The 22,578-nt window shown below is 38.5% G+C and carries 16 protein-coding genes, 2 pseudogenes and 1 riboswitch; of the genes and pseudogenes, 9 read left to right on the top strand and 9 right to left on the bottom strand.

Annotated features, from left to right (window positions below; translation table 11 throughout):
* Positions 1-121 precede the first annotated feature (121 nt).
* From CBF29_RS12830 to CBF29_RS12810, 5 genes and pseudogenes are all read left to right on the top strand, one after another.
* Positions 122-1,033, top strand: a pseudogene (locus CBF29_RS12830) (APC family permease); the annotation flags it as partial.
* A gap of 28 nt (positions 1,034-1,061) precedes the next feature.
* Positions 1,062-2,615, top strand: coding sequence for a histidine ammonia-lyase (hutH, locus tag CBF29_RS12825; protein ID WP_126810102.1), 1,554 nt, complete (start codon positions 1,062-1,064; stop codon positions 2,613-2,615).
* Between the two features lie 81 nt (positions 2,616-2,696).
* The gene (hisS, locus tag CBF29_RS12820; protein WP_126810101.1) at positions 2,697-3,992 is read left to right on the top strand and encodes a histidine--tRNA ligase; all 1,296 of its coding nucleotides are present in this window, start codon (positions 2,697-2,699) and stop codon (positions 3,990-3,992) included.
* Between the two features lie 143 nt (positions 3,993-4,135).
* Positions 4,136-4,897 carry a formate/nitrite transporter family protein gene (locus tag CBF29_RS12815; protein WP_126810100.1) on the top strand — a complete coding sequence of 254 codons (762 nt, stop codon included), beginning with the start codon at positions 4,136-4,138 and terminating at the stop codon, positions 4,895-4,897.
* Between the two features lie 9 nt (positions 4,898-4,906).
* Positions 4,907-5,004: riboswitch (THF riboswitch) on the top strand.
* A gap of 30 nt (positions 5,005-5,034) precedes the next feature.
* Positions 5,035-5,568 (top strand): folate family ECF transporter S component, encoded by a 534-nt coding sequence (locus CBF29_RS12810; protein ID WP_425469905.1) that lies wholly within the window; start codon positions 5,035-5,037, stop codon positions 5,566-5,568.
* Positions 5,569-5,882: 314 nt separating this feature from the next.
* Here CBF29_RS12810 and nrdF read toward each other — a convergent pair whose 3' ends face one another.
* From nrdF to CBF29_RS12775, 7 genes are all read right to left on the bottom strand, one after another.
* The gene (gene nrdF / locus CBF29_RS12805; RefSeq protein WP_281272925.1) at positions 5,883-6,854 is read right to left on the bottom strand and encodes a class 1b ribonucleoside-diphosphate reductase subunit beta; all 972 of its coding nucleotides are present in this window, start codon (positions 6,852-6,854) and stop codon (positions 5,883-5,885) included.
* A gap of 19 nt (positions 6,855-6,873) precedes the next feature.
* Positions 6,874-9,036 (bottom strand): class 1b ribonucleoside-diphosphate reductase subunit alpha, encoded by a 2,163-nt coding sequence (gene nrdE, locus CBF29_RS12800; protein ID WP_126810099.1) that lies wholly within the window; start codon positions 9,034-9,036, stop codon positions 6,874-6,876.
* On the bottom strand, positions 9,014-9,394 hold the full coding sequence (gene nrdI / locus CBF29_RS12795) for a class Ib ribonucleoside-diphosphate reductase assembly flavoprotein NrdI (RefSeq protein WP_126810098.1): 381 nt from the start codon (positions 9,392-9,394) through the stop codon (positions 9,014-9,016). The genes nrdE and nrdI overlap by 23 nt, the downstream gene beginning before the upstream one ends.
* Position 9,395: 1 nt before the next feature.
* Entirely contained in the window at positions 9,396-9,626 is a 231-nt protein-coding gene (nrdH, locus tag CBF29_RS12790) for a glutaredoxin-like protein NrdH (RefSeq protein ID WP_126810097.1), read from the bottom strand.
* A gap of 534 nt (positions 9,627-10,160) precedes the next feature.
* Positions 10,161-11,060, bottom strand: coding sequence for an ROK family protein (locus tag CBF29_RS12785; RefSeq protein WP_126810096.1), 900 nt, complete (start codon positions 11,058-11,060; stop codon positions 10,161-10,163).
* Positions 11,061-12,422 (bottom strand): glycoside hydrolase family 1 protein, encoded by a 1,362-nt coding sequence (locus CBF29_RS12780; RefSeq protein WP_126810095.1) that lies wholly within the window; start codon positions 12,420-12,422, stop codon positions 11,061-11,063.
* Position 12,423: 1 nt separating this feature from the next.
* On the bottom strand, positions 12,424-13,725 hold the full coding sequence (locus tag CBF29_RS12775; RefSeq protein ID WP_126810094.1) for a PTS sugar transporter subunit IIC: 1,302 nt from the start codon (positions 13,723-13,725) through the stop codon (positions 12,424-12,426).
* Positions 13,726-13,757: 32 nt separating this feature from the next.
* On the opposite strand from CBF29_RS12775, the gene CBF29_RS12770 reads away from it, so the two are divergent.
* A complete protein-coding gene (locus CBF29_RS12770; protein WP_126810093.1) occupies positions 13,758-14,549 on the top strand; it encodes a MurR/RpiR family transcriptional regulator in 792 nt (263 codons plus the stop codon).
* Here the strand turns inward: CBF29_RS12770 and CBF29_RS12765 are convergent.
* Together CBF29_RS12765 and CBF29_RS12760 are read right to left on the bottom strand one after the other, a co-directional pair.
* The gene (locus tag CBF29_RS12765) at positions 14,542-15,924 is read right to left on the bottom strand and encodes a glycoside hydrolase family 1 protein (protein ID WP_126810092.1); all 1,383 of its coding nucleotides are present in this window, start codon (positions 15,922-15,924) and stop codon (positions 14,542-14,544) included. The two genes, CBF29_RS12770 and CBF29_RS12765, sit on opposite strands and share 8 nt — an antisense overlap.
* A 648-nt stretch (positions 15,925-16,572) precedes the next feature.
* Entirely contained in the window at positions 16,573-17,955 is a 1,383-nt protein-coding gene (locus CBF29_RS12760) for a L,D-transpeptidase family protein (RefSeq protein WP_245987393.1), read from the bottom strand.
* Between the two features lie 216 nt (positions 17,956-18,171).
* On the opposite strand from CBF29_RS12760, the gene pth reads away from it, so the two are divergent.
* The 3 genes and pseudogenes from pth to CBF29_RS12745 form a co-directional block, all read left to right on the top strand.
* A complete protein-coding gene (gene pth, locus CBF29_RS12755; protein ID WP_126810090.1) occupies positions 18,172-18,741 on the top strand; it encodes an aminoacyl-tRNA hydrolase in 570 nt (189 codons plus the stop codon).
* Between the two features lie 9 nt (positions 18,742-18,750).
* Positions 18,751-22,278 carry a transcription-repair coupling factor gene (mfd, locus tag CBF29_RS12750; RefSeq protein ID WP_126810089.1) on the top strand — a complete coding sequence of 1,176 codons (3,528 nt, stop codon included), beginning with the start codon at positions 18,751-18,753 and terminating at the stop codon, positions 22,276-22,278.
* Positions 22,279-22,295: 17 nt separating this feature from the next.
* Positions 22,296-22,451: pseudogene (locus tag CBF29_RS12745) on the top strand (oligosaccharide flippase family protein); the annotation flags it as partial.
* Positions 22,452-22,578: the final 127 nt, after the last annotated feature.

Here is a 22,578-nt window from a genome sequence, read left to right as displayed (position 1 = left end):
TGCCTCCATAATGAATAAAAGTGCAAGGGATTCGGCCACCTGCCGAGAAAAGTCCTGCACTTATTATACCAAAAAAATATAACAGATACTGTTAAATCAACGAAGATATAGTAATCAGCAGGCATTAATTAATAGTATGGGGATTAAAACATCTAAGATTTTTACAATTACAATTACAATTGCTAAGTTGATTCCAATCATCTCGTTTACTTTGATGAGTATTTTCTTTATTAAAAAAGGAATCAATCTAGGGAATTTCACGCCATTCTTGCAGTTAAACCCTGACATGTCCTTGTCGCAGGCTATGGCATCAACTTCTTTGACAGTATTCTATGCTTTTATCGGATTTGAGGCCCTGCCTGTTGTTGCCGGTGAGATGAGAAATGCCAAAAAGAATGTACCTAAAGCCATTATTGGTTCAATCAGTATCGTTTCTATTTTATATTTTATGATTATTGCAGGAACGATTGCAATGCTGGGGATGGGGATTTTGGAAAGTAATGCCCCTGTACAAGATGCCTTTGTCGAAATGGTTGGGCCGATTGGAAAATGGATTATCTCGATTGGAGCATTAATCTCAATTGCGGGACTAAACATGGGAGATTCTCTGATGATTCCACGTTACGGAGCATCGATTTCAGAAGAAGGCTTATTACCGAAAGTTATTGCTAAAAAGAACAGCAAGGGTGCACCGATTATTGCCATTATCGTCTCAGGCTTGATTACAATCGGCTTCTTGCTAAGCGGTTCTTTTGAACAACTGGCTGAACTAAGTGTTGTCTTCCGGTTTTTCCAATATATACCGACAGCTCTTGCCGTCATTTGGCTGCGTCGTAAGGATATGGAAAATGCACCCGTATTTAGACTGCCGCTAGGTCCAGTGATTCCTATTCTTTCGATTATAGTTAGTATTTGGATGGTTGCAGCAGCAAATCCTGTCAATCTAATTGCCGGTTTAGTTGGAGTCATAATCGCAAGTATTTTATATTTTGTCATCAATAGAGGGGAAAAGACAAACGCAACGCAGGACTAAAAACAAGTAAAATAGGAGAATAAAATACATGAATAACGATAATAAAGTAATTATATTAGATGGTGAAAGTTTAACGCTTGAAGATGTTGTCGCAGTTGCCAGAGAAAATAAAAAAGTCGCGATAGCTGAAAGTGCGGAAGAAGCGGTTAATCGCTCTCGAAAAATCGTGGATGATATCGTCGCTGAAAAACGTATTGTTTATGGTGTCAACACAGGTTTTGGCTCATTGTGTAATGTGAGTATTTCTCAAGAAGATACGGTTCAATTGCAAGAGAATTTAATTCGGACACATGCGTCAGGTTTTGGCGAACCATTTAAAGAAGATGTGGTACGGGCAATCATGGTGATTCGTGTGAATTCACTGGTTAAAGGATTTTCCGGTATTCGTTTAAGCACAGTCAAGTCCTTAATGAATATGTTGAATGAAGGTGTCCATCCGTTTATCCCAGAGAAAGGATCACTGGGTGCTTCTGGAGACTTGGCTCCTTTGGCTCATATGGTCATGCCGCTTTTAGGTTTGGGTAAAGCTTATTACAAGGGAGAGTTGCTGCCCGGAAAAGAAGCCATGGAAAAAGCTGGTTTAGAGATTATTCAGCTAAATGCTAAAGAGGGGCTGGCCTTTATCAATGGAACAACAGTCCTTACGGCGGTAGGTGCGTTGGCAACTTATGATGCGATCCAGTTACTAAAACTTGCTGATATTGCCGGTGCGCTCTCTTTAGAAGTTCATGGCGGCATCTCTAGTCCCTTTGAGGAAGAGTTGCACATTATCCGCCCGCAAAGCGGTCAGTTGGCAACTGCCAGAAACATTCGCCGTCTGATTGAAGGCAGCGGCTATACGACAGAAGCGACAGCCGAAAACGTACAAGACCCTTACACCTTACGTTGCATGCCGCAAATTCATGGTGCAAGTAAAGATACTGTTGCCTATGTGAGGGAAAAAGTCGAAATTGAAATTAATTCTGTGACGGACAATCCAATCATTACCCCAGATGGAAATGTGATTTCTGGCGGTAACTTCCACGGGGAACCAATGGCTCAACCATTCGACTTCTTGGGAATTGCATTGGCAAACATAGGAAATGTTTCTGAGCGACGTGTGGAAAGATTGGTAAATACTCAATTAAGTAAGCTTCCATCATTCTTAGTAAAACATCCGGGCTTGAATTCAGGCTTTATGATTACACAGTATGCGTGTGCTTCATTAGTTTCAGAGAATAAAATTTTATCCCATCCAGCTAGTGTAGACTCGATTCCATCTTGTGAAAACCAAGAAGATTATGTGAGTATGGGAACCACAGCAGCAAGAACAGCAGCAGAAATCTTGTTGAATTCCCGCAGAGTCTTGGCAACTGAAATCATGGCTGCCTGTCAAGCGTTAGATATCCGCGGTTACCAGAAGGGACTGGGTAAAGGAACGCAGCCGGCATATGATTCTTTCCGTCAATTTGTCTCGTTTATTGAAAACGATAAAGATATTGAAATGTATGATGAGTTGAACAAAGCAACGGAAGTAATAATCAATGGTGACTTGCTGTCAGCAGTTGAACAAGAAATAGACTTGAATATTCAATTTAGCTAAAAAAGTACTCGAACAAGTAAGAATTAACAATTTATTCGTTACTTTTTACTTGTTCATTTTTTATTGATAGGAGGACTCAAAATGAAGTTCCAAAAACCAAAGGGAACGATGGATATTTTACCTCAAGAAGCAGAAAAATGGCAATTCGTTGAAAATAAAGCACGAGAAATATTTAAGTTATATCATTTTGGCGAACTAAGAACGCCGATTTTTGAAAATTTTGAAGTAATTGTTCGTAGTATAGGAGAAAATACAGACATTGTATCAAAAGAAATGTATGATTTTTACGATAAAGGGAACAGACATATAACCCTTCGTCCAGAGGGAACCGCTGCACTTGTCAGAAGTTATGTAGAAAATAAATTATTTGGTCCGGAACACCCGCAACCATTTAAGGCATTTTACATTGGCCCTATGTTTCGTTATGAACGACCACAAGCTGGCCGGCTTCGCCAGTTTCATCAAATTGGTGTGGAGGTAATAGGTTCCCAAAGTCCGATTACAGATGTTGAAACCATAGTCATGGGGTTAGATTTCTTTAAAGAACTAGGTATCACTCATTTAAAATTAGTGATCAACTCTCTTGGAAATAAAAAGAGTCGCAGCAACTACCGGGAAGTGTTAGTTGATTATTTAAGCAAAGTGGAAGACCAGCTAAGTCAGGATTCAAAAAGAAGACTTTATACTAATCCGTTACGTGTGCTTGATAGTAAAGCTGAGGAAGATGCAAAAATCATCGAAAATGCACCTTCTATTTTAGACTATCTAGATGATGAAAGCAGAACTTTCTTTGAAGAAGTCAAAAGGTTGTTGGACAGTTTAGCTGTTCCCTACGAAGTAGATAGTCGTATGGTCAGGGGCTTGGACTATTACAATGACACTGTTTTTGAAATCATGAGTGACGCACCGGGGTTTGAAAATGTCTTGACGACTATTTGCGCTGGCGGACGATATGATGGCTTGATCAGTGAATTTGATGGACCGCTTGAAAAAGATTCAGGTTTTGGTTTTGCTTTAGGCATTGAAAGAGTATTGATTGCTATCGAAGCTGAAGGAAAAGAAATCCCTAAAACATCATCGTTAGATGTGTATGTTTCTTGTGTTAGCAAAAAAAGCGAACAGCTGGCAATTAAAGTTGCCCAATATGCAAGACATAGCGGGTTAAAAACTGAATTGGAAACAAGTTACCGTAAATTAAAGACACAGTTACGTGCAGCCAATCGCCTAGGTGCTGGATTTGTTGCTTTCGTTGGAGATGAAGAGGAAACAGCCAACAGTGTCACAATAAAAAATTTGGCAACAGGTGAAGAAACTCAAGTGCCTTTGGAAGAATTAGAGCAGTATTTCAAAGAAATCAAGGAAATATCAACACGCTAAAGACAAACTAAGAGAAATTAAAGTTGAAATTAAAGCGTGTATCACTATTTTACAAAATGTAAGAATTTAAACTCACTTTGAAGAGCTAGAGATAGTTTAGTTGGGAAGATGATATTAAACTATTGTGATTAAGGAGATATTTTATGTTAGACGCAAGCGAGATTTTGCAGTACAGTATTTGCGCAGGAAAAGAAAAGGTTGAAAAAACACTTCTGTCAAAGTTGATTTTGGGATTCATTGGTGGCGCAATGATTTCATTAGGATATTTAGCCTATATTCGTGTGACAGCATCGATTGTGACAGAATTACCAAGTATTGCTAATCTTGTTGGTGGAAGTGTTTTTCCTATTGGCTTAATAGTCATCTTGATGGCTGGCGGAGAATTGATCACAGGAAATATGATGGTGGTCAGCAGTACTTTTTTTGCCAAAAAAATATCTGCGAGTCAGTTGTTAAAAAACTGGATAATCATTACGCTTGCTAATGTGGTAGGGGCTGTCTTTGTTGCCTACTTTTTTGGGCACTTTGTAGGACTGACACATACTGGGGTTTTTCGGGCACAAGTCATTAGTATGGCACAACATAAAGTAGATAGTACCTTTCTTCAGTCTTTTGTGTCAGGCATTGGCTGTAATTGGTTTGTCGGTCTTGCAGTATGGCTTTGTTACGGAGCAAAGGACAGTGCAGGGAAAATTTTAGCTATTTGGTTTCCGGTAATGATTTTTGTTGCAATAGGATTTCAGCATAGTATAGCCAATTGTTTTATTATTCCAGCCGCTATATTTGAAGGCGGGAGTAGATGGCTAGATTTTATTAAAAATTTCATTCCTGTTTATTTAGGTAATATTGTAGGCGGGGCAGTATTTGTATCAGGATTTTATTATTTGAGTTATACAAAACATTAAATTAAAAATAACAGAGTAAAGGACAAAGCGTTAAGTATTTTTGAGATGGGATGTTGCTCTAAAAACGAAGAACAATGGTTCGCGGTTTTGTCTTTGCATTCGCTGCATAAATAATTGTGTAGCAACTCTAAAGGGAGATGCACATATTGAAAAAAATAAATATTTACTCAATGACAACAATCAGTTTTCTTGTTGCATTGATGGTCATACTTTCTCAAGTATTTGGTTTGGAAACACAGTTTTTGAAAATCACATTTGATTTTATTCCAGAAGTTGTCATGGCAAGCCTCTTTGGGCCATTTTGGACAGCGGTCGGTGCTTCCATCGCTGATGTTATTGGAAACACATTGTTGGGCAAGGCCCCGTTTTTTATCGGCTTTACACTCAACGCATTTATTGGCGGTTTAATTTATGGTGCTTTCTTCTATAAGAAAAAAGTAACGCTAAACAAAGCATTTTTTTGTGTCTTGCTTAATACGCTGCTGATCAGTCTTTGTTTAACACCGATTTGGCTATCAATCATGTACGGTGTTCCACTTACTGATGGCAAGCTTTGGAGCCTTCGGATAGTAAAAGCAGCCATAATGCTGCCTGTTCAAACTGGACTAATTTACTTTTTTGGAAATGCGATTCCAATAAAAAGTTTAGGCAGACGTTTTGTTTCCCAATAGACATGATAAAAGTTATCAAAAGTATTTTAAATGAAGATTCTTCTATCCATGATAGATTTTATTCACGTCAGTTAAGAAATCATCTCCATTGTCACTAATAAGCGGAGCATGTTTCGAGAAAATGACTACCTTATCGAAATACTAATGGAAGTGTCTTTGAGTTTCCTAGACGAGAGGAGTTTGTCTAGCTTAATTTGAGCTGTAAAATAAAGAAATATCCTAGATAGCTTTAATGACTATCTAGGATATTTTTTAACGTTTAGTATTTTATCCGAAACTATTTTCATACTGGATTTTTTAATTCATTGATGACTTTATTTCATTCCGATCAGGTAATCATCGTCTGCCATAGCTTCAACTGTTCCCAAAAGATAGCCGTTGCCCACCTGTGAGAAAAAGTCATGGTTGCTTGTTCCAGTAGAGATACCATTCATTACGATGGGGTTTACGTCATTTGCTGTGTCTGGAAACAGCGGGTCAAACCCTAAATTCATCAACGCTTTATTGGCATTGTAACGCAGGAAAACTTTGACTTCCTCCGTCCAGCCCAGCTCATCGTACAGTAATTCTGTGTAGTGTTCTTCGTTTTCATAAAGGTCATACATCAGATTATAAACCCAGTCTTCCATCGCCTGTTGTTCTTCCTCAGAAAGTTCATTATATCCCAGTTGGAATTTATAGCCGATATAAGTGCCGTGGACAGATTCGTCACGGATGATTAACTTGATGATTTCTGCCACGTTTGCCAGTTTGTTATTTCCTAGGTAATACAAGGGAGTGTAAAATCCTGAGTAAAACAGGAAAGTTTCCAGTAAAACACTGGCTACTTTTTTTTCTAAAGCTGTCCCATTTAAGTAAATTTCATTAATGATTTTGGCTTTTTTCTGCAAAAATTCATTGGTGTTCGTCCATTCGAAAATATCATCGATCTCAGCTTTTGTATTTAACGTGCTGAAGATAGAAGAATAACTTTTAGCGTGGACAGATTCCATGAATTGAATATTATTCAGCACTGCTTCCTCATGGGGCGTGCGGCAATCATGACGGATAGCGTCAATCCCGCTTTCAGATTGGACTGTATCTAATAAAGTCAATCCTCCAAAAACATAGCCTACAGTTGTTTTTTCTAATTCTGACAGTGTTCGCCAGTCGTCTAAATCATTAGACAAAGGGATACGGGTATCTAGCCAAAATTGTTCTGTCAACTTTTCCCAAGTGGATTTATCGATCATATCTTCAACAGCGTTCCAGTTTATCGCTTCATAATAGGTTTTATTTGTGGTCAATTTGTTTCAGACTCCCTTCTTAAATAACACAGCTTTCACATTGATTGCTGCCGATTTCCTCTTCATCTTCTGTAAACGTCCGCACATAATATATGGATTTGATCCCTTGATTAAAGGCGTAGTGACGTAAAATAGTCAGATCACGTGTCGTTTGTTTGCTAGTCTCTGTTTTCCATTCGTATAGTCCTTCTGGAATCTCAGAGCGCATGAAGAGAGTTAAACTCATGCCTTGATCCACATGCTTCTGCGCCGCAGCATAAACATCTATCACTTGACGCATATCCATGTCATAGGCAGAAGTGTAATAAGGCAATGTTTCGTTACTTAGATTTGGAGCTGGATAGTAAATTTTCCCGATTTTCTTTTCTTGACGTTCCTCAATCAGCCGAGTGATCGGATGAATGCTTGCGCTGGTGTCATTGATATAGGAAATCGAGCCGTTTGGAGCGACTGCCAAGCGATTTTGGTGGTACAAGCCGTCTGCTTGGATGTTGTCACGCAAAGCTGACCAGTCCTCAGCGGCAGGAATAAATATGCCATTGAAAATATCTTTGATTTTCTCAGAATGAGGCACCACCGGCTGGTTGATGTAGCGGTCGAAATATGTGCCGTCTGCATAAGCAGAATTTTCAAAATTATTAAAACTAACTTTGCGCTCTTTTGCAATCTGATTACTTTCAACGAGTGTCCAATAATTCAGCAAACTAAAATAAACATCTGTGAATTCAATAGATTCAGGGGAGCCGTAGCTCATCTGGTTTTTAGCGAAAAATGTATGCAGTCCCATGGCACCTAAGCCAATCGTATGGTTCAAGGAGTTGCCGTTTTGAATGGAAGGCACCACATCAATATCAGAAGAATCTGTGATATAAGTCAATGCCCGGGTCATCGCACGAACTGACTCGCCAAAATCAGGACTAGACATCAAGTTTGGAATATTAGTGGAGCCTAAATTACAACTGATATCCGTTCCAAGGACCTCATACTCCTGCCGGTCGTTGATGACAGAAGGGGTTTGGACTTGAAGGATTTCTGAGCATAAGTTACTCATGATAATCTTGCCGTCAATTGGATTTTGGCGGTTAGCCTCATCGATATTGATGATATAGGGATAACCTGATTCTTGTTGTAATTTGCTGATTTCATTTTCTAAATCACGAGCTAGAATTTTAGTTTTTCGTATGTTAGGATTGGCTACCAACTCATCATATTTTTGTGTGATGTCAATATAGGAGAAGGGTACGCCGTATTCTCTTTCCACACTATAAGGGCTGAATAGATACATTTCCTCGTTGTTGCGTGCCAGTTCATAAAATTTGTCTGGAATTGTCAAGCCTAAGGAGAGAGTCTTCACCCGGATTTTTTCATCCGCATTTTCTTTTTTTGTTGATAGGAACATTTCGATATCCGGATGGAACACATCAAGATAAACGACCCCAGCGCCTTGACGCTGCCCTAGCTGGTTACTGTAACTAAAACTATCCTCGAACAGTTTCATCACTGGAACGACGCCGCTGGCCGCACCTTCATAGCCTTTGATTGGCGCCCCGGCTTCGCGCAGATTAGATAGAGAGATGCCCACGCCTCCTCCAATACGAGAAAGCTGTAGTGCACTGTTGATTGAACGTCCAATACTGTTCATGTCATCAGTCACTTGCAAAAGAAAACAAGAAACTAATTCTCCCCGACGCTTGCGGCCGGCATTCAGGAAAGAAGGTGTGGCAGGTTGATAACGTTGATGAATCATTTCATCCGCCAGCTTCATAGCTAATTTTTCATCGCCATCAGCAAAGTATAGTGCATTAAATGCCACCCGGTCCTCGAAACTTTCTAAGTAAAGAGTTCCTTCATTATTTTTCAAGGCATATTGAGAATAAAATTTATAAGCAGCCATAAAAGACTTAAAAGTAAATTTTTGGGCTTTTAAATAATCAAATAAGGACGAAATAAACGCCATAGAATATTTCTGAATGAAGGCTTCTTCAAGATAATCCTGTGCTATCAAATAATTGATTTTTTCCTCCACAGAGGGGAACGTCATCGTATTTGGTTCCACATTTTCTTCAAAAAAAGCTTTTAAAGCTTCTTTATCCTTATGCAAAGGAATTTGTCCGTCTACCGGACGGTTGATCTCATTATTCAATTTAAAATAAGACACATCATTTAGCTCTTTCAGACTCAATGTTATTCACTACTTTCCTAAAATTTTCCACATCTTCTGTTGTACCATTAAATTCGAATTCAAAAAGCAGCGGGACTTGGTAATCTCGGGCAATATGTTTAGCAGTAAAAATAAAAAGATCAGCAAAATTGCGATTACCTCCACCAGCCACCCCCAAAAGATTTTTCTGGTTGGTTTCGAACTCAATAAAATCGTTCACTACCTCTGTTACGTCAGCATCATAAGTAGGAACGACTAAAATGTAAGGTTCATTCAATTCATAAAAAGGGTTTCCCGAGTCTATTTCGTAAGCAGGGAGGTCAAGCTTTTTTATAAAACGCCTAGTTTGCCCTGTTAAGGAAAAATATACGATTTTCATATTAGACTGCCAATGTACGTAGTTTATCTGGACGGAAACCGACAATGGTGCCCAAACCTTCAGTGGTTAGAACTGGGACTGTACGGTGACCTTGTTCTTTCAACCAGTCGATGTATTGGGGTTGGGAATCTATGTTGATTTCGTTATAGGAAAGATGTTTGTCATTCAAGAATCTTTTTGTCATCTTACATTGAGGACAATTATTTTTTGTATAAAGAGTAATATTGTTCATTGTAACTTACCTCCAAAAACTTTTTGATAATTAATAGTATACTGTCTATAGAAAAAAAGTCAACTCAAACACACCATATATTGTGTTTTATTTAATTACCCCCACAACTATTGGTGTTTTATTCACAATGTGGATAAAAGCGATACTCTGTGTCGTTCAATGTTTTCACAATAATATTTTCATGAAAACTTAGTAGTTATCAACAGGATAATAGGGTGTAAATGCCGGAGTAAAATTAAAAAAATGGGTGGGGATTTAATTTTTTCATTTGCCAAATTGAGCGAGATGAAATATCTTAGTCAAGATGCACAAAAATACTCCCAAATGATTTTTTAAGCAATGATCAATTCTGAAATTAGTAATGAGGTCGTTGCTAAATTGATGATTTTGTTTGTCAGAGACTTGGAACCAAGTGGAGTTTTCACCGATAAAGTAAGCAAAATTCGCAATAAGCAATAAAATTGTCCTGAGAAGGATTACTGCTATTTCTCAGGACATTAAAAAGCAAAGGTGATTGTTGTGGACTGGCAACAGTTATCCAATAGAATCAAGATAATGTTTTACTGCACCAATTAGATTGGCATTGTTTTTAAACTTACAAGTTTTTAGTTTAGCATGTGGAATTTGAATTGGGAGCAACTGGTAAAAATTTTCCATTGTATTGACTAGCCTATCCATAAAAAATTGATTGCGACTGATACCTCCTCCAATTAAAATTTGTTCAGGATCGTAAGAAATTTGAAAGTTGAATATCTGCTGTACAAAATTATCTAAATATTTCTGGAATTCTTTGTTCAACTCGGGGTGTCCATCTTCAATCAGCTGAAAAAGTTCAGGACCTTCTATGGATTTTCCGATTTTTTGAGACATATGTTGAATGAATAAGGGAATGCTCACTTGATTTCCTAAGACAGCTTGTGCGCCATATTTCCGAATACTTTTGGTAACAATCATGGATAATTCGCCAGCGTATCGGTGGGCTCCTGCATAAATTGTTCCATTTTGGATGATGGCACCACCTAATCCAGTACCTATAACGAGAACTAAGCCGTTTTGAACATTTTTTAAGTTTCCCTTCCAAAGTTCAGCAAGAGCAGCACAACGTGCATCATTCTCAATGCTCACTGGACAATTTAATTGATGCTTGAAAACTTCAATAAAATTGATTTGATTGTTATATTGTAAGGCTCCTCCTTGAATTACTAGGCCGCTATCAGCATGAATTGTTCCCGGCAAACTAAAAGCTATTCCTGAAATAAGATGTTCCTCAAATTGTTTTTTTAGTGAATTGATAGTTGCTGCTAATGCTTCAAATGAATGAGTAGGTGTAGGCAAAGCATCTACATGAGTCAGCTGATGAGTGTCTGTGTTGTATAAGCCATATTTGATGTACGTTCCTCCGATATCGATCGACAAAATATTAATATTACCCACCTACTTTTCTCTACCATTAGTTTCAATTAAATGTTGGTACCAATAAAAACTATCTTTTCTATAACGTTTTAAATCCTTCAAGTCAAAATCTGAACGATTAACATAAATGAACCCATAACGTTTTCTAATGCCTTCATGGGTACTGATTAAATCAATTGCGCTCCAAGGACAATATCCGATGAATGGGACGCCATCTTCAATAGTTTTTTCTAATTCTATGATATGTTGACGCAAGTAATCGATCCGGTAGTTATCGTGAATTGTGCCGTCTTCTTCCAATTTATCCCTCCCGCCAAGGCCGTTTTCGGTAATTAATAACGGTAGGCCATATCTAGAATAAATTTGATGAGCGGTGACCCTAAGACCTGTCGGATCAATGGACCAACCAAACTCGGTTTGTGGAAGATTTGGATTTTCGATACTTTTGAAGAAACCTGGAATAGCCAGTCCTTTTTGCTGATCTCCTTCTTTTATTTCACCTAGGTCAAAACTTGTGACACAAGCAGTATTGTAATAATTAAAGGCGATGTAATCGCAAGTATTTTGTTTCATAATTCTTTCGTCTTCGAGTGTAATTTCAGGCACAGCATCAAGTGCACGTAAAATCTCAAGAGCTTGAGCATTATAGCGACCAAATACTGCTGCATCCAAATATAACCAATTACGGAAGGCGCTCATATAATCAGCAGCTAATTGATTTTCAGCAGAAGGAGAGGATGGATAGACGGCACAAATATTTGGTGCCGGGCCAATTTTCCCGGAATGATCACTATTATGATAAATACCCATTACTTTTGATTGTGCTACTAACATATGGTGATTTTCTTGAAAAATATCTTTCCAAGTTTTTTTATTTCCAGAAATTAGTTTGCCTGCTAGAGTAAGCATGTTTTGTTCGTTAATTGTTTGCCAATAGTGTACTTTGTCGCCAAATGTATCAAATAAAAATGTACAATAATCTGCGAAAGCTTGAATCGTTTGTCGATTGCCCCAACCGCCTTGTTTATAAAGTGAGGCGGGTAAATCAAAGTGAAATACTGTGACGATAGGTTCAATGTTGTTTTTTAGTAACTCATCAATTAATGTGTGATAAAAGTCAACGCCTTTTGGATTTATCACACCATTGGGCATAACACGACTCCAAGAGATGGAGAAGCGATAAGCTTTTAGCCCCAGCTCTGAAAATAATGCAACATCTTCTTTCACGTGATGATAGTGATCAGCAGCAACTTTAAAATCACTGGTATTTTCTGGCACTTGTCTAATGTCTTGAACAGAAGGTTCTTTACCGTCTACATTCCACGCACCTTCAACTTGATAGGCACTTGTAGAAGCACCCCATAAAAAGTCTTTTTCAAACATATTATAAAAGCTCCTGTTCTTTTAATAATTCTTTATTATCTAGTGCTTTAATAAATGGCATGTAGACAAATACCATGGCAATCAAGCAAATGATTCTCAAGACCAATCCTTGCCATCCCATAGTGAAGAAAGTGGAAATTATTTTTGGTGTCGTCCAAGGAATGCCCATAGCTAATACTTGATTGTAATGTGAAATAAAGCCAGAGACTGATCCCAAGTATCCAATGGTAGCAGTGACGACTGTACTTAAAAGAAAAGGGACTAATAGAACAGGATTTAGCATAATAGGCAAGCCAAAAATTACAGGTTCGTTGATATTAAAAAAATTTGGAAGGAAGGAAACCTTAGCGAATGAACGATAACGTTTGCTTTTACCGAATACTAAAATAGCAATCAACAAACTTAATGTGCTGCCCACAGCATCGTTATTAAGAAAACTGTTTAAGATCATGATGTCTTTGTAAGGCATTGTAGTCCCAGCTTGTGCCGCTTCAATATTTGCCATAGCCATCGTCATCAAAAGTGGTACTATTGCGCTATTGATTGCATTTGGGTGGATACCAAAAAAGAATAATCCATTTGCGATGACTGTGATAAATATTAAAGCAGGTGCAGAACTTCCTAGTTTCATCAAAGGCTCACCAATGATCATTTGTACTAAGTTAAAAAGATTTTCTAGCGGTGTGAAGCTCAAACCAATTCGAACAGCTACCACCCCGCATAAAATGATCATCGCAATTATTAAGGGTTCAAAGGACTGTGTGACCATTGGAGGAACACCTTCAGGCATACGAATCAAAAGTTTTTTGTTTTTTGATAGTTTTACATAGCTATTTGTAATAACCAGGCTTAAAAGAATTGCAACAAACATACCGGAACTTCCAAGATAGTCGAAGGACAGTGCGGAAATAGGGGCCTCTTCACCTATTGTTTGGGGCATTAATATTAAAAAGGAAGCAAAGGTCAAGAAAGAGGCCATGATTGGATTGGCACTTGACTTACCTAAGAGCTTCGTGTAATTATAAGGGATGGAAACGCTAATCAACAATGCAATAGCGTTTAATGTTCCCCCCATGACAGCATTGAAATGAATGGTCAATCCTGCATTTTGCAGCCACTCATTTACAAAAGGAATAGGAAAGTTTGCTAAAATAGAAAATAATGAAGCGCCTAAAGTCAGTGGGAGTGTATACATTAAGCCACCAGAAATAGCTTGAATTACTTTATTTGAGCCGAATTTTGTCGCTAATGGTAAAATATTTTCGTCAATTTTTTGTTGGAAACTATTGTATAGATTTGCCATGATTTTTTATCACCTTTCATACGGAGGTATTTATGGATCCAATTGCTAAGATTTTTTTTTACTATAATAATGAAAGCAGAGAATCTACCCATTATGTGTTGATTGAGTTTATCCTGCATCATATTAAAGAGCTTTCAACACTGTCCATCACAGAATTTGCTGACCGCACATATGTTTCTAAAACAACTGTCAGCCGTTTTATCAACTTTCTTGGCTTTGACAGTTATCGAGAATTTAAAAAATATTTTTCCTCGATTTCTCGTTTTTCTAAAAATATTTTTTTACGCATGAGTATAGCAGAATCCCAAGAGATTGCAACAGATCCTGAAAAATTTTTCGTTCAGTATTCTGATCAAGTGATAGATTCAATTCAAGATATGCAGAATACTTTAGACATTCAACAAGTAGATGAACTTATTCATCGGGTCATTCGAGCCCAAAGGGTAGCTTGTTTGGGATACAGTGATGCACAATATATTGCAAAAGATATTCAACTAGGCTGTCTAACTGCTGGCAAAGTGATTGACGTAGCGGAGACTCAAGTCAAACTTGACGAGATATTAAGTATGTATTCAAAAGAAGACTTAATTATCATTTTATCAAATTATGGCAATTTTTTTAGCCATCATAAGCAATCGTTTCGTGAATTACTTGTAAAAGACATTCCCTTAGTTCTTGTTACGCAAAATTATAATTCAATGGACTCATTTTCCTTTGACCAAACAATCTATTTAACGAGCAATCGACATTTGAATATTGGGAATTATCCAATGCGTATATTCTCAGAATACTTCGTTCGCCGACTAATGCATATATCTAATTGACAGAGTTAGCTTTGATTAATTCTTTATAAAATTCAAAGCTATCTTTTTTATATCGCTTTTGCTGTCTTTTTTCAAAATTTGTCCGATCAACAAAAACTAAACCATATCGTTTTTCCATGCCATCTCCCACACTTAGTAAATCAATGAAAGACCAAGGATTAAACGAAATAATATTAACACCGTCTCCGATAGACAAATCCATTTGTTCGATATGCTCTTTTAAATATGAAATTCGTTGAGAATCATGAATTTTACCAGATTCCAGTTGTTCTTCTTGAGACCATCCGCATTCGGTAATCATGATTGGGATATCCCCGTATCGATGCATCAGTTCTCTCATTCCATAACGTAAACCAACGGGATCAAAATTCCATCCCCAGTTTGTATGTAGTAAATCTGGATCTAAAGTGCGATTGATTCTTGTGAAAAGAAAGTCAGACGAATGCCTCTCCTTTTTTGCTTCAACAATTGTCGTACAATACCAGTTTACACCTATAAAATTAGCTGTACCTTCTTTTAATATTTCTCCATCTTCAGGATAAGTTTGGATGGTTATTTGAGCATTTGCTAGTTCGTTAGAAAAATATATTGGAATTTCCCCGTTTAAAGCCACATCTATCTGTGAAAATGTATAAAAATCTTCTAATTCTTTAGCAGCCATCATATCATATGATTTTTTACTAGCAGGAAGAGTTGTTAAGTGAGAGATAGCTGGTCCAATATAGTTGTGAGGGTATCTTTCTCTAAATAATTTATAAACCTTTGCCTGAGCAAGCCACATATGATAGTTGGCTTGATAAGCTTGCTGATATTTTTCTGAAAAAGGCAATGTTAGGTCAATGCCTAACATATCTGGTGCTACGACAAGAACTGCTTGCTCATTGATTGTTAACCAGTATTTGACCTTTTGACCAAATTCCTCAAAAAGGCATTCAGCATATTTCACAAAATCTGTGATTGAACGGCGATCAATCCATCCTCCATATTCTTCAATCATTCCCATTGGCTGATCAAAATGGTACATAGTGACAATAGGTTCGATTTTTTCTGATAATAATTGATCAATTAACTGATGATAAAATGCTAATCCGGTTTCATTTGGCTGTGCATCTGTTCCATTTGGGAAGATTCGTGGCCAACTGATTGAAAAACGATAGCTTTTCATCCCCAACTCTTTCATTAACGCTACATCTTCTTGCCAATGATGATAGTGATCCACTGTGACTTTGGTGTCTAATTGCTGTGTACTTTTTTTGAAAGATCGTATGTCAGCAATGGATAAACCTTTCCCATCTTCTTGATAGGCACCTTCTACTTGGAACGCACTTGTGGATGCTCCCCATAAAAAGTCTTTTGGGATATTATTTAATCTCATGAAATTCCTCCTTTGTGTTGTTAATATAATTGTATAGAAAATTTGTATCAAAAAGGGTTCTAAGTTAGGGGGAGAGTTTCAGATTCCTGTAAGCAGTTGCGTTTTTTTGAAACTTGACTCTATATATTGAGACTGAATTTTAAAAATTTCGTGTAGTGATAGACATCACTAGATACTTTTTTATTAAAAGGAGATATTTTGATAGTGTTACTTTAGAAATATATAGCGGTTATTTCATGATTTATGAAATTATTGTTTGAGTATGAAATTTATTTAGATAAATGAATAGCTGAAAGAAATGTTCCCAGTTTATTAGGACTTGTAAAGGCAATAAACTGGGAACATTTTTATATGGTAGGACTTTGTTCTATAATTGGTAATTCACTTTGCCTATTTTAAGTCAACGCCTTTTTTCAAGGGTATTGAATATTTAAAATGTGATCTCACATGCACACCGTAAGGAAACACGTGTAGATTAATTTCCTAGTCAGTTTCTGGTGGGAATACCATTTTAGCGTATCAAAAACTACTCTGATCAATTCTACAGTTAGCACTAATAAATCTGTCTTTAAGATAAAAAATAATAGGAGAGTTGCTACATCTTTTTTTGATATAGCAAATCTCCTATTGAGAAATTATTATTATATGTTAAATTACCACGACAGGCGTTCCAACAGCCACTATCTGATAAAATTGGGCCATCACTCCCGGAGGTGTATTGATACACCCGTGGGAACCAATTGATTGCCACAGTTGCCCGCCATAAGCTGGCTGCCAAGGAGAGTCGTGAATCCCAACACCCGTCCAGTCAATCGGCATCCAGTAGCTGACAGGTTCAGCATACTTGCTTCCGTCATCGTTTGTACCTCTGAGAGTTTCATTCTGAGATTTATTCCAGACATAAAAGACACCAGTTGGCGTAGGCGTTGAAGGCTTTCCTGTAACAACATCCGTTTCCAGCTTCAAGGCGCCGTCTTGATAATAATACATATGTTGGCTTTGCAAATCTATTTCAACATAGGTATTGCCAATCAAGGCTGCTCCCGGTGACGCACTTCCCTGATAGGCCGGGGAACGTTCCACCCCATTGCCGGCTAGGAAATCTTTTTTTAATGCTTCGATTTCACTGTCCGTAGAAATTGTCCAACTATACGTCCCGGCTGGAACAGAAACTTGTCCTCTGCGAGAGCTGTTGAACGGTGTAGCGTTAGTACTTGTATTATATTGAGCACCTAAGTCGGTCACAAAGTTGCGGATATTTTCGTCATTGATCCCAATAGTTTGGTTTTCACTATCGTAATTAATCCAAGAAGCGACCGTATTTGGCGGCACTTCGATTCTTTGTCCATTAATGATATAAGCCACACCTTGTTGCGCTATTTTTTGAACGGCCTCAAAATTGCTTTTTAAGTCGGCATTATCACTTTTGATGGTTGGTACTTTTGTGTAGTCTTCTAATTCAAGGGTTGATTTTCCTTGACGCAATACTTGTTCAAAATCGACCATCACTTGATTCACGTCAAAAGAATTTCCTTGAACTTCAGGAATGATTTCGAAACCATTGTCAGTTTTCTCGATTGACGCATTCTTAGTCGCTGTCCGCTCTTGATTGAAAGCTTCCAGTTCATGTGTCAGACTTTCAATGGTCGCTTGTAAAGCAGCATCATCGATTGCTGTGCTTTCCAATGTTGTTTTTTTATTCGAAAAGGTTGCTAAAAACCATGTCCCGTGAGATTGTTTCTTCATTAAAGCCTTTAATTCTTTCAGGTAATCGTATTGGACTCCTGCTTCTTTAGTTGAGATTTCTTTCCAGGCAACCCCATTGTCTGTTATCACAACTTGACTTTGTTCTGCTTTTTCAACTAGTTTTTTATTTGCTTGTTCGGCCGTCATGTCACTGATGTTTATGCCATTAGTGATAGTTTTTGGTAAGAAGTGCTCTTTGTAAAAGGAATATTGTTTAATATAAACAAATGCGAGCATCGCAATCAAAAGACCGGCGACAGCCAGCAGAATGGTTTTCTTATTCATTTTGTCCCCCATTTAATAAAATTTAAGCACATTGTAACATAATTGAAATAAAAATAAATCCTTTACGCTCAAAAAATTAAAACATATAAACTTTTTTAATATTTTTCCCCATAATCTATGTTATACTAACAGATAGGACTGGGCAATGCAAGTTGCTCGGCTATTTTGTGTTGTTTAGGTTGTTTTTTAAATGAATGCAAAACGAAAGGGAAATAAATGAAATTAATCGTAGGGCTGGGTAATCCAGGCAGAAAATATATGGTAACAAAACATAATATCGGCTTCATCACTGTAGATGAGCTATCCTTCCGTCAAAAGACGAAATGGAAAAAGCATCAATTTGAGGCTGACATCTCAGAGTTTTTTTATGAGGGAGAAAAAATATTACTGGTAAAACCGCAAACATTTATGAATGAATCGGGGCGGTCTATCCGTCCCTTGATGGATTATTATCAATTGACGTTAGAGGATTTGCTGGTAATCTATGATGATATGGATTTGCCGATTGGAAAGATTCGTCTTCGTCAAAAAGGCGGCGCAGGAGGGCATAACGGGATAAAAAGTTTGATCCAGCATCTGGGGACTCAAAAGTTTAACCGGATTCGTGTGGGTGTAAATCGGCCATTTCCGGGACAAGATGTGGTGAGCCACGTGTTAAGCCCTTTTCCCAAAGAAACTCATGAGGAAATGCTTCTTTCGGTAAAAACAGCGGCAGACGCTTGTGAAGATTGGATAAAAGAAAATGATTTTGTTAAAACGATGAGCCGCTTTAACGGAAAGATTTAGGTGAGAATAATGGTTTTTGTGGAGAAAATGTTAAAAACAGAAAAAATACGATCATGGATAGAGGGAACAAGAAGCAATTCTCATCAGCTGGTGGTGGGACTGACAAATTCTGCCAAGATGCTGGCGATGGCAAGTTTTTATCACACACAAAAAAACAAATTAGTCATCGTTGTCCCGAATTTATATCAAATGAATCATCTGCTAGAGGACTTGCGCAATGTGATACCTGATGAGGAAATTTATAGTTTTCCTGTTGATGAAGTCACATCGGTGGAAATGAGTTTTTCTTCCCCGGAGGCACTGGCAGAAAAGATTTCAGCCTTATCATTTTTAGCAAGTGACCGTACAGGTATTTTGCTGGTTCCTGCTGCAGGCTATCGTAAATATTTGCCTGCTCCTCAAACTTGGCGTTCCTATGAGAAGGAAATTGCTGTCGGCAGTATTATAAATATTGAGAGTTTTTTAAGTGACTTGGTTTTAATGGGCTACCAAAGAGAGACTATGGTGGGGAAACCGGGCGAGTTTAGTGTCCGAGGGGGGATCATAGATATTTATCCTCTGACGAGCGAATATCCTTATCGTGTTGATTTGTTTGATGACGAGGTAGACTCACTAAGGACTTTTGATGCGGAAACACAACGGTCGATACAAAATATTCAATCCTTTATTTTAACACCTGCCACAGATGTTTTGCCTTCTAAAGAAGATTTGGTCCAAGGGGCAGTCAAGTTAAGACAAGCATTGGCCTCCTATGTAGGCGGGATTAAGGATGAGACGGACCGGGAGCTGGTAGAAACTTATTTTCATCAGTTGGCTGATGAGTGGGAGCGGGGTAATCCGACAGAAGACGTCCGCTATTATTTAGATTTAGTCTATCAAGAAAAACTTGGCATTCACTCTTATTTGAGCGAGAAAGACGCAATTATTATCGATGATTATGCCCGAGTGTTGGAAGTGGAAAGAGAATTGCTGCTGGAAGAAGCTGAGTGGGTGACATTGAAGCTTCAAGAGTTGAGAATGCTCCCCGGGCAGCAGTTTGGCCGGGATATTCGTACGATTGTCAGGGAAACTGACTTGCCTCAATCCTTTTTTTCGCTTTTCCAAAAGGGCATGGGAAATTTAAAGTTTCAAAAAATATATACTTTTCAATGTCGCTCTATGCAACAGTTCTTTGGACAGATTCCATTATTAAAAGAAGAAATTGCCAGTTGGCATAAGAAAAAAGAAACGGTTGTCTTGCTGGTTTCTGATGAAGAAAAAGGCCGGAAAATGTCTGAAATGCTGGAAGATTATCACGTGCCGGTGGTGAGCCAGTATGAGGGTGAATTGCTGGAAGGAACCACACAGATTCGATTAGGCGCCTTACAAGACGGCTTTGAGCTGGTGGAAGAAAGATTGGTAGTAGTGACGGAGAAAGAGTTACTGCAGACGACCAAACGCAAACGTGCCAGAACTCAGACACTTTCCAATGCCGAACGGTTAAAAAGTTACAATGAGTTGAAAGCTGGAGACTATGTGGTCCATGTCAATCATGGGATCGGCAAGTACATCGGGATGGAAACTTTAGAGATGGATGGCGTGCATCAAGATTACATGACCATCCTTTATCAGAACAATGATAAATTGTTTATTCCGGTAACCCAACTTAATTTGATTCAAAAATATGTTGCTTCAGAATCTAAAACTCCCCGAATCAATAAGCTTGGGGGCAGTGAGTGGACCAAGACTAAAAAACGGGTTTCAGGAAAAATAGAAGATATCGCCGATGATTTGATTCAGCTGTATGCGGCCCGTGAAGCAGAAAAGGGCTATGCTTTTTCTCCAGATGATAGTTATCAAAAAGAATTTGAAGATGCTTTTCCTTATACTGAGACAGAAGATCAGTTACGAAGTGTTCAAGAAATCAAACGGGACATGGAAAAAGAAAAACCGATGGACCGCCTTTTGGTGGGTGATGTGGGTTACGGGAAGACAGAAGTTGCCCTCAGAGCAGCTTTCAAGGCAATCAAAGATAGTAAACAAGTAGCCTTTTTGGTTCCGACGACTGTGTTAGCCCAGCAGCATTACGAAACCATGTTAGACCGTTTTCGCGACTACCCTGTAACGGTGGATTTGTTAAGCCGTTTCAGAACTAAAAAACAACAAGCTGAAACACTAGATGCTCTTCGCAAAGGTCAAGTCGATATGGTCGTTGGCACCCATCGTATCTTGTCTCAGGATATGGTGTTTCAAGATTTGGGCTTGCTGATCATCGATGAAGAGCAGCGTTTTGGTGTGAAGCATAAAGAGCGTTTAAAACAATTACGTAAAGATGTGGATGTTCTGACTTTGACAGCAACACCTATTCCAAGAACATTACATATGTCTATGCTGGGAGTACGTGACTTATCTGTTATCGAGACACCGCCTTCCAACAGATACCCCGTCCAAACCTATGTGATGGAGGAGAATGTTGGAGCTATCCGTGACGGCATCGAGCGGGAAATTGCCCGGGGTGGGCAGGTTTTTTATCTGCATAATCGGGTGGACACTATCGATCAAAAGGTTTTAGAGTTGCAGGACCTAGTGCCAAATGCCAGAATGGCTTTTGCCCATGGACAGATGTCTGAAATTCAGCTGGAAAATGTGCTGATGGACTTCATCAGCGGTGCCTATGATGTATTGGTGACAACGACGATTATCGAAACGGGTGTCGACATCCCCAATGTCAATACGTTGTTTGTGGAAAATGCCGACCACATGGGATTATCCCAACTTTATCAGCTGCGGGGCAGAGTGGGCCGCAGCAATCGTGTGGCTTATGCTTATTTCATGTATGCGCCGCAGAAAATCTTGACTGAAGTAAGTGAAAAAAGATTGCAAGCCATCAAAGATTTCACTGAGTTGGGTTCCGGTTTCAAAATCGCTATGCGTGATTTGTCTATTCGCGGTGCCGGAAATCTTCTCGGTGCGCAGCAACACGGATTTATCGATTCCGTCGGTTTTGATATGTATTCTCAAATGTTGTCAGAAGCTGTTGCCCGGAAGCAGGGGAAAGAAATGACAGAATTCAAAACCTCTGTGGAAATCGATTTTGGGATTGACGCTTATTTGCCGACAGGATACATACAGGATGAACGTCAGAAAATAGAGATTTACAAACGTGTACGCCAATTGGAAAATCGTGAGATGTATGATGAATTAGAAGGGGATTTGCTGGATCGCTTTGGCGATTTCCCGCAAGAAGTGTCGTATCTGCTGGAAGTCGGCCGCTTGAAGATGAACGGGGACCGGGCCTTGCTTGAGTCTATCCGCCGAGATAAAAAACAGGTGAAATTGATTTTAAGTAAAGCGGGGACTAAAGCATATTCTATTGAACAGCTGTTTAAAGCCTTGAGTGCCACTCGGTTAAAATCGGATATGGGCTTAGACGACGGCAAAATGACAATCACGTTAACGATTCCTAAAAACATGACGGTTGAACAATGCTTGCGTGAAGTCGGAGCTTTTGTGGAAGCGATAAGAGAGCAGAGAATACAGGAACAAGTTAGTGCTTGACCGGTTGAGGTGTAGTTATGTCGAAAAATAAGCATCATTTGTTGATACGAGGGACCTATTTTTTGGCGGCAACTTCTTTGATTGTGAAAATACTGAGTGCTGTTTACCGGGTGCCTTTCCAAAACATTGTGGGAGACGAAGGGTTTTATATTTTTCAGCAAGTCTATCCTATTTAATGCCTACTGAATAATTATATGATTTTTAAAAAGTATGGCTTTAATGTTTTTCAAGCTGAATCTTAGCGAATTGAAATTGTAAGCTAAAAAAAGGCGCAAAAAATCTGCCGTCAATTTTGACAAA

Origin of the sequence: Vagococcus elongatus (assembly GCF_003987645.1) — a bacterium.
Classification (GTDB): domain Bacteria; phylum Bacillota; class Bacilli; order Lactobacillales; family Vagococcaceae; genus Vagococcus_A; species Vagococcus_A elongatus.
Note: the sequence above shows the minus strand (reverse complement) of the source record. Positions and strands in the feature narration are given on the sequence as shown.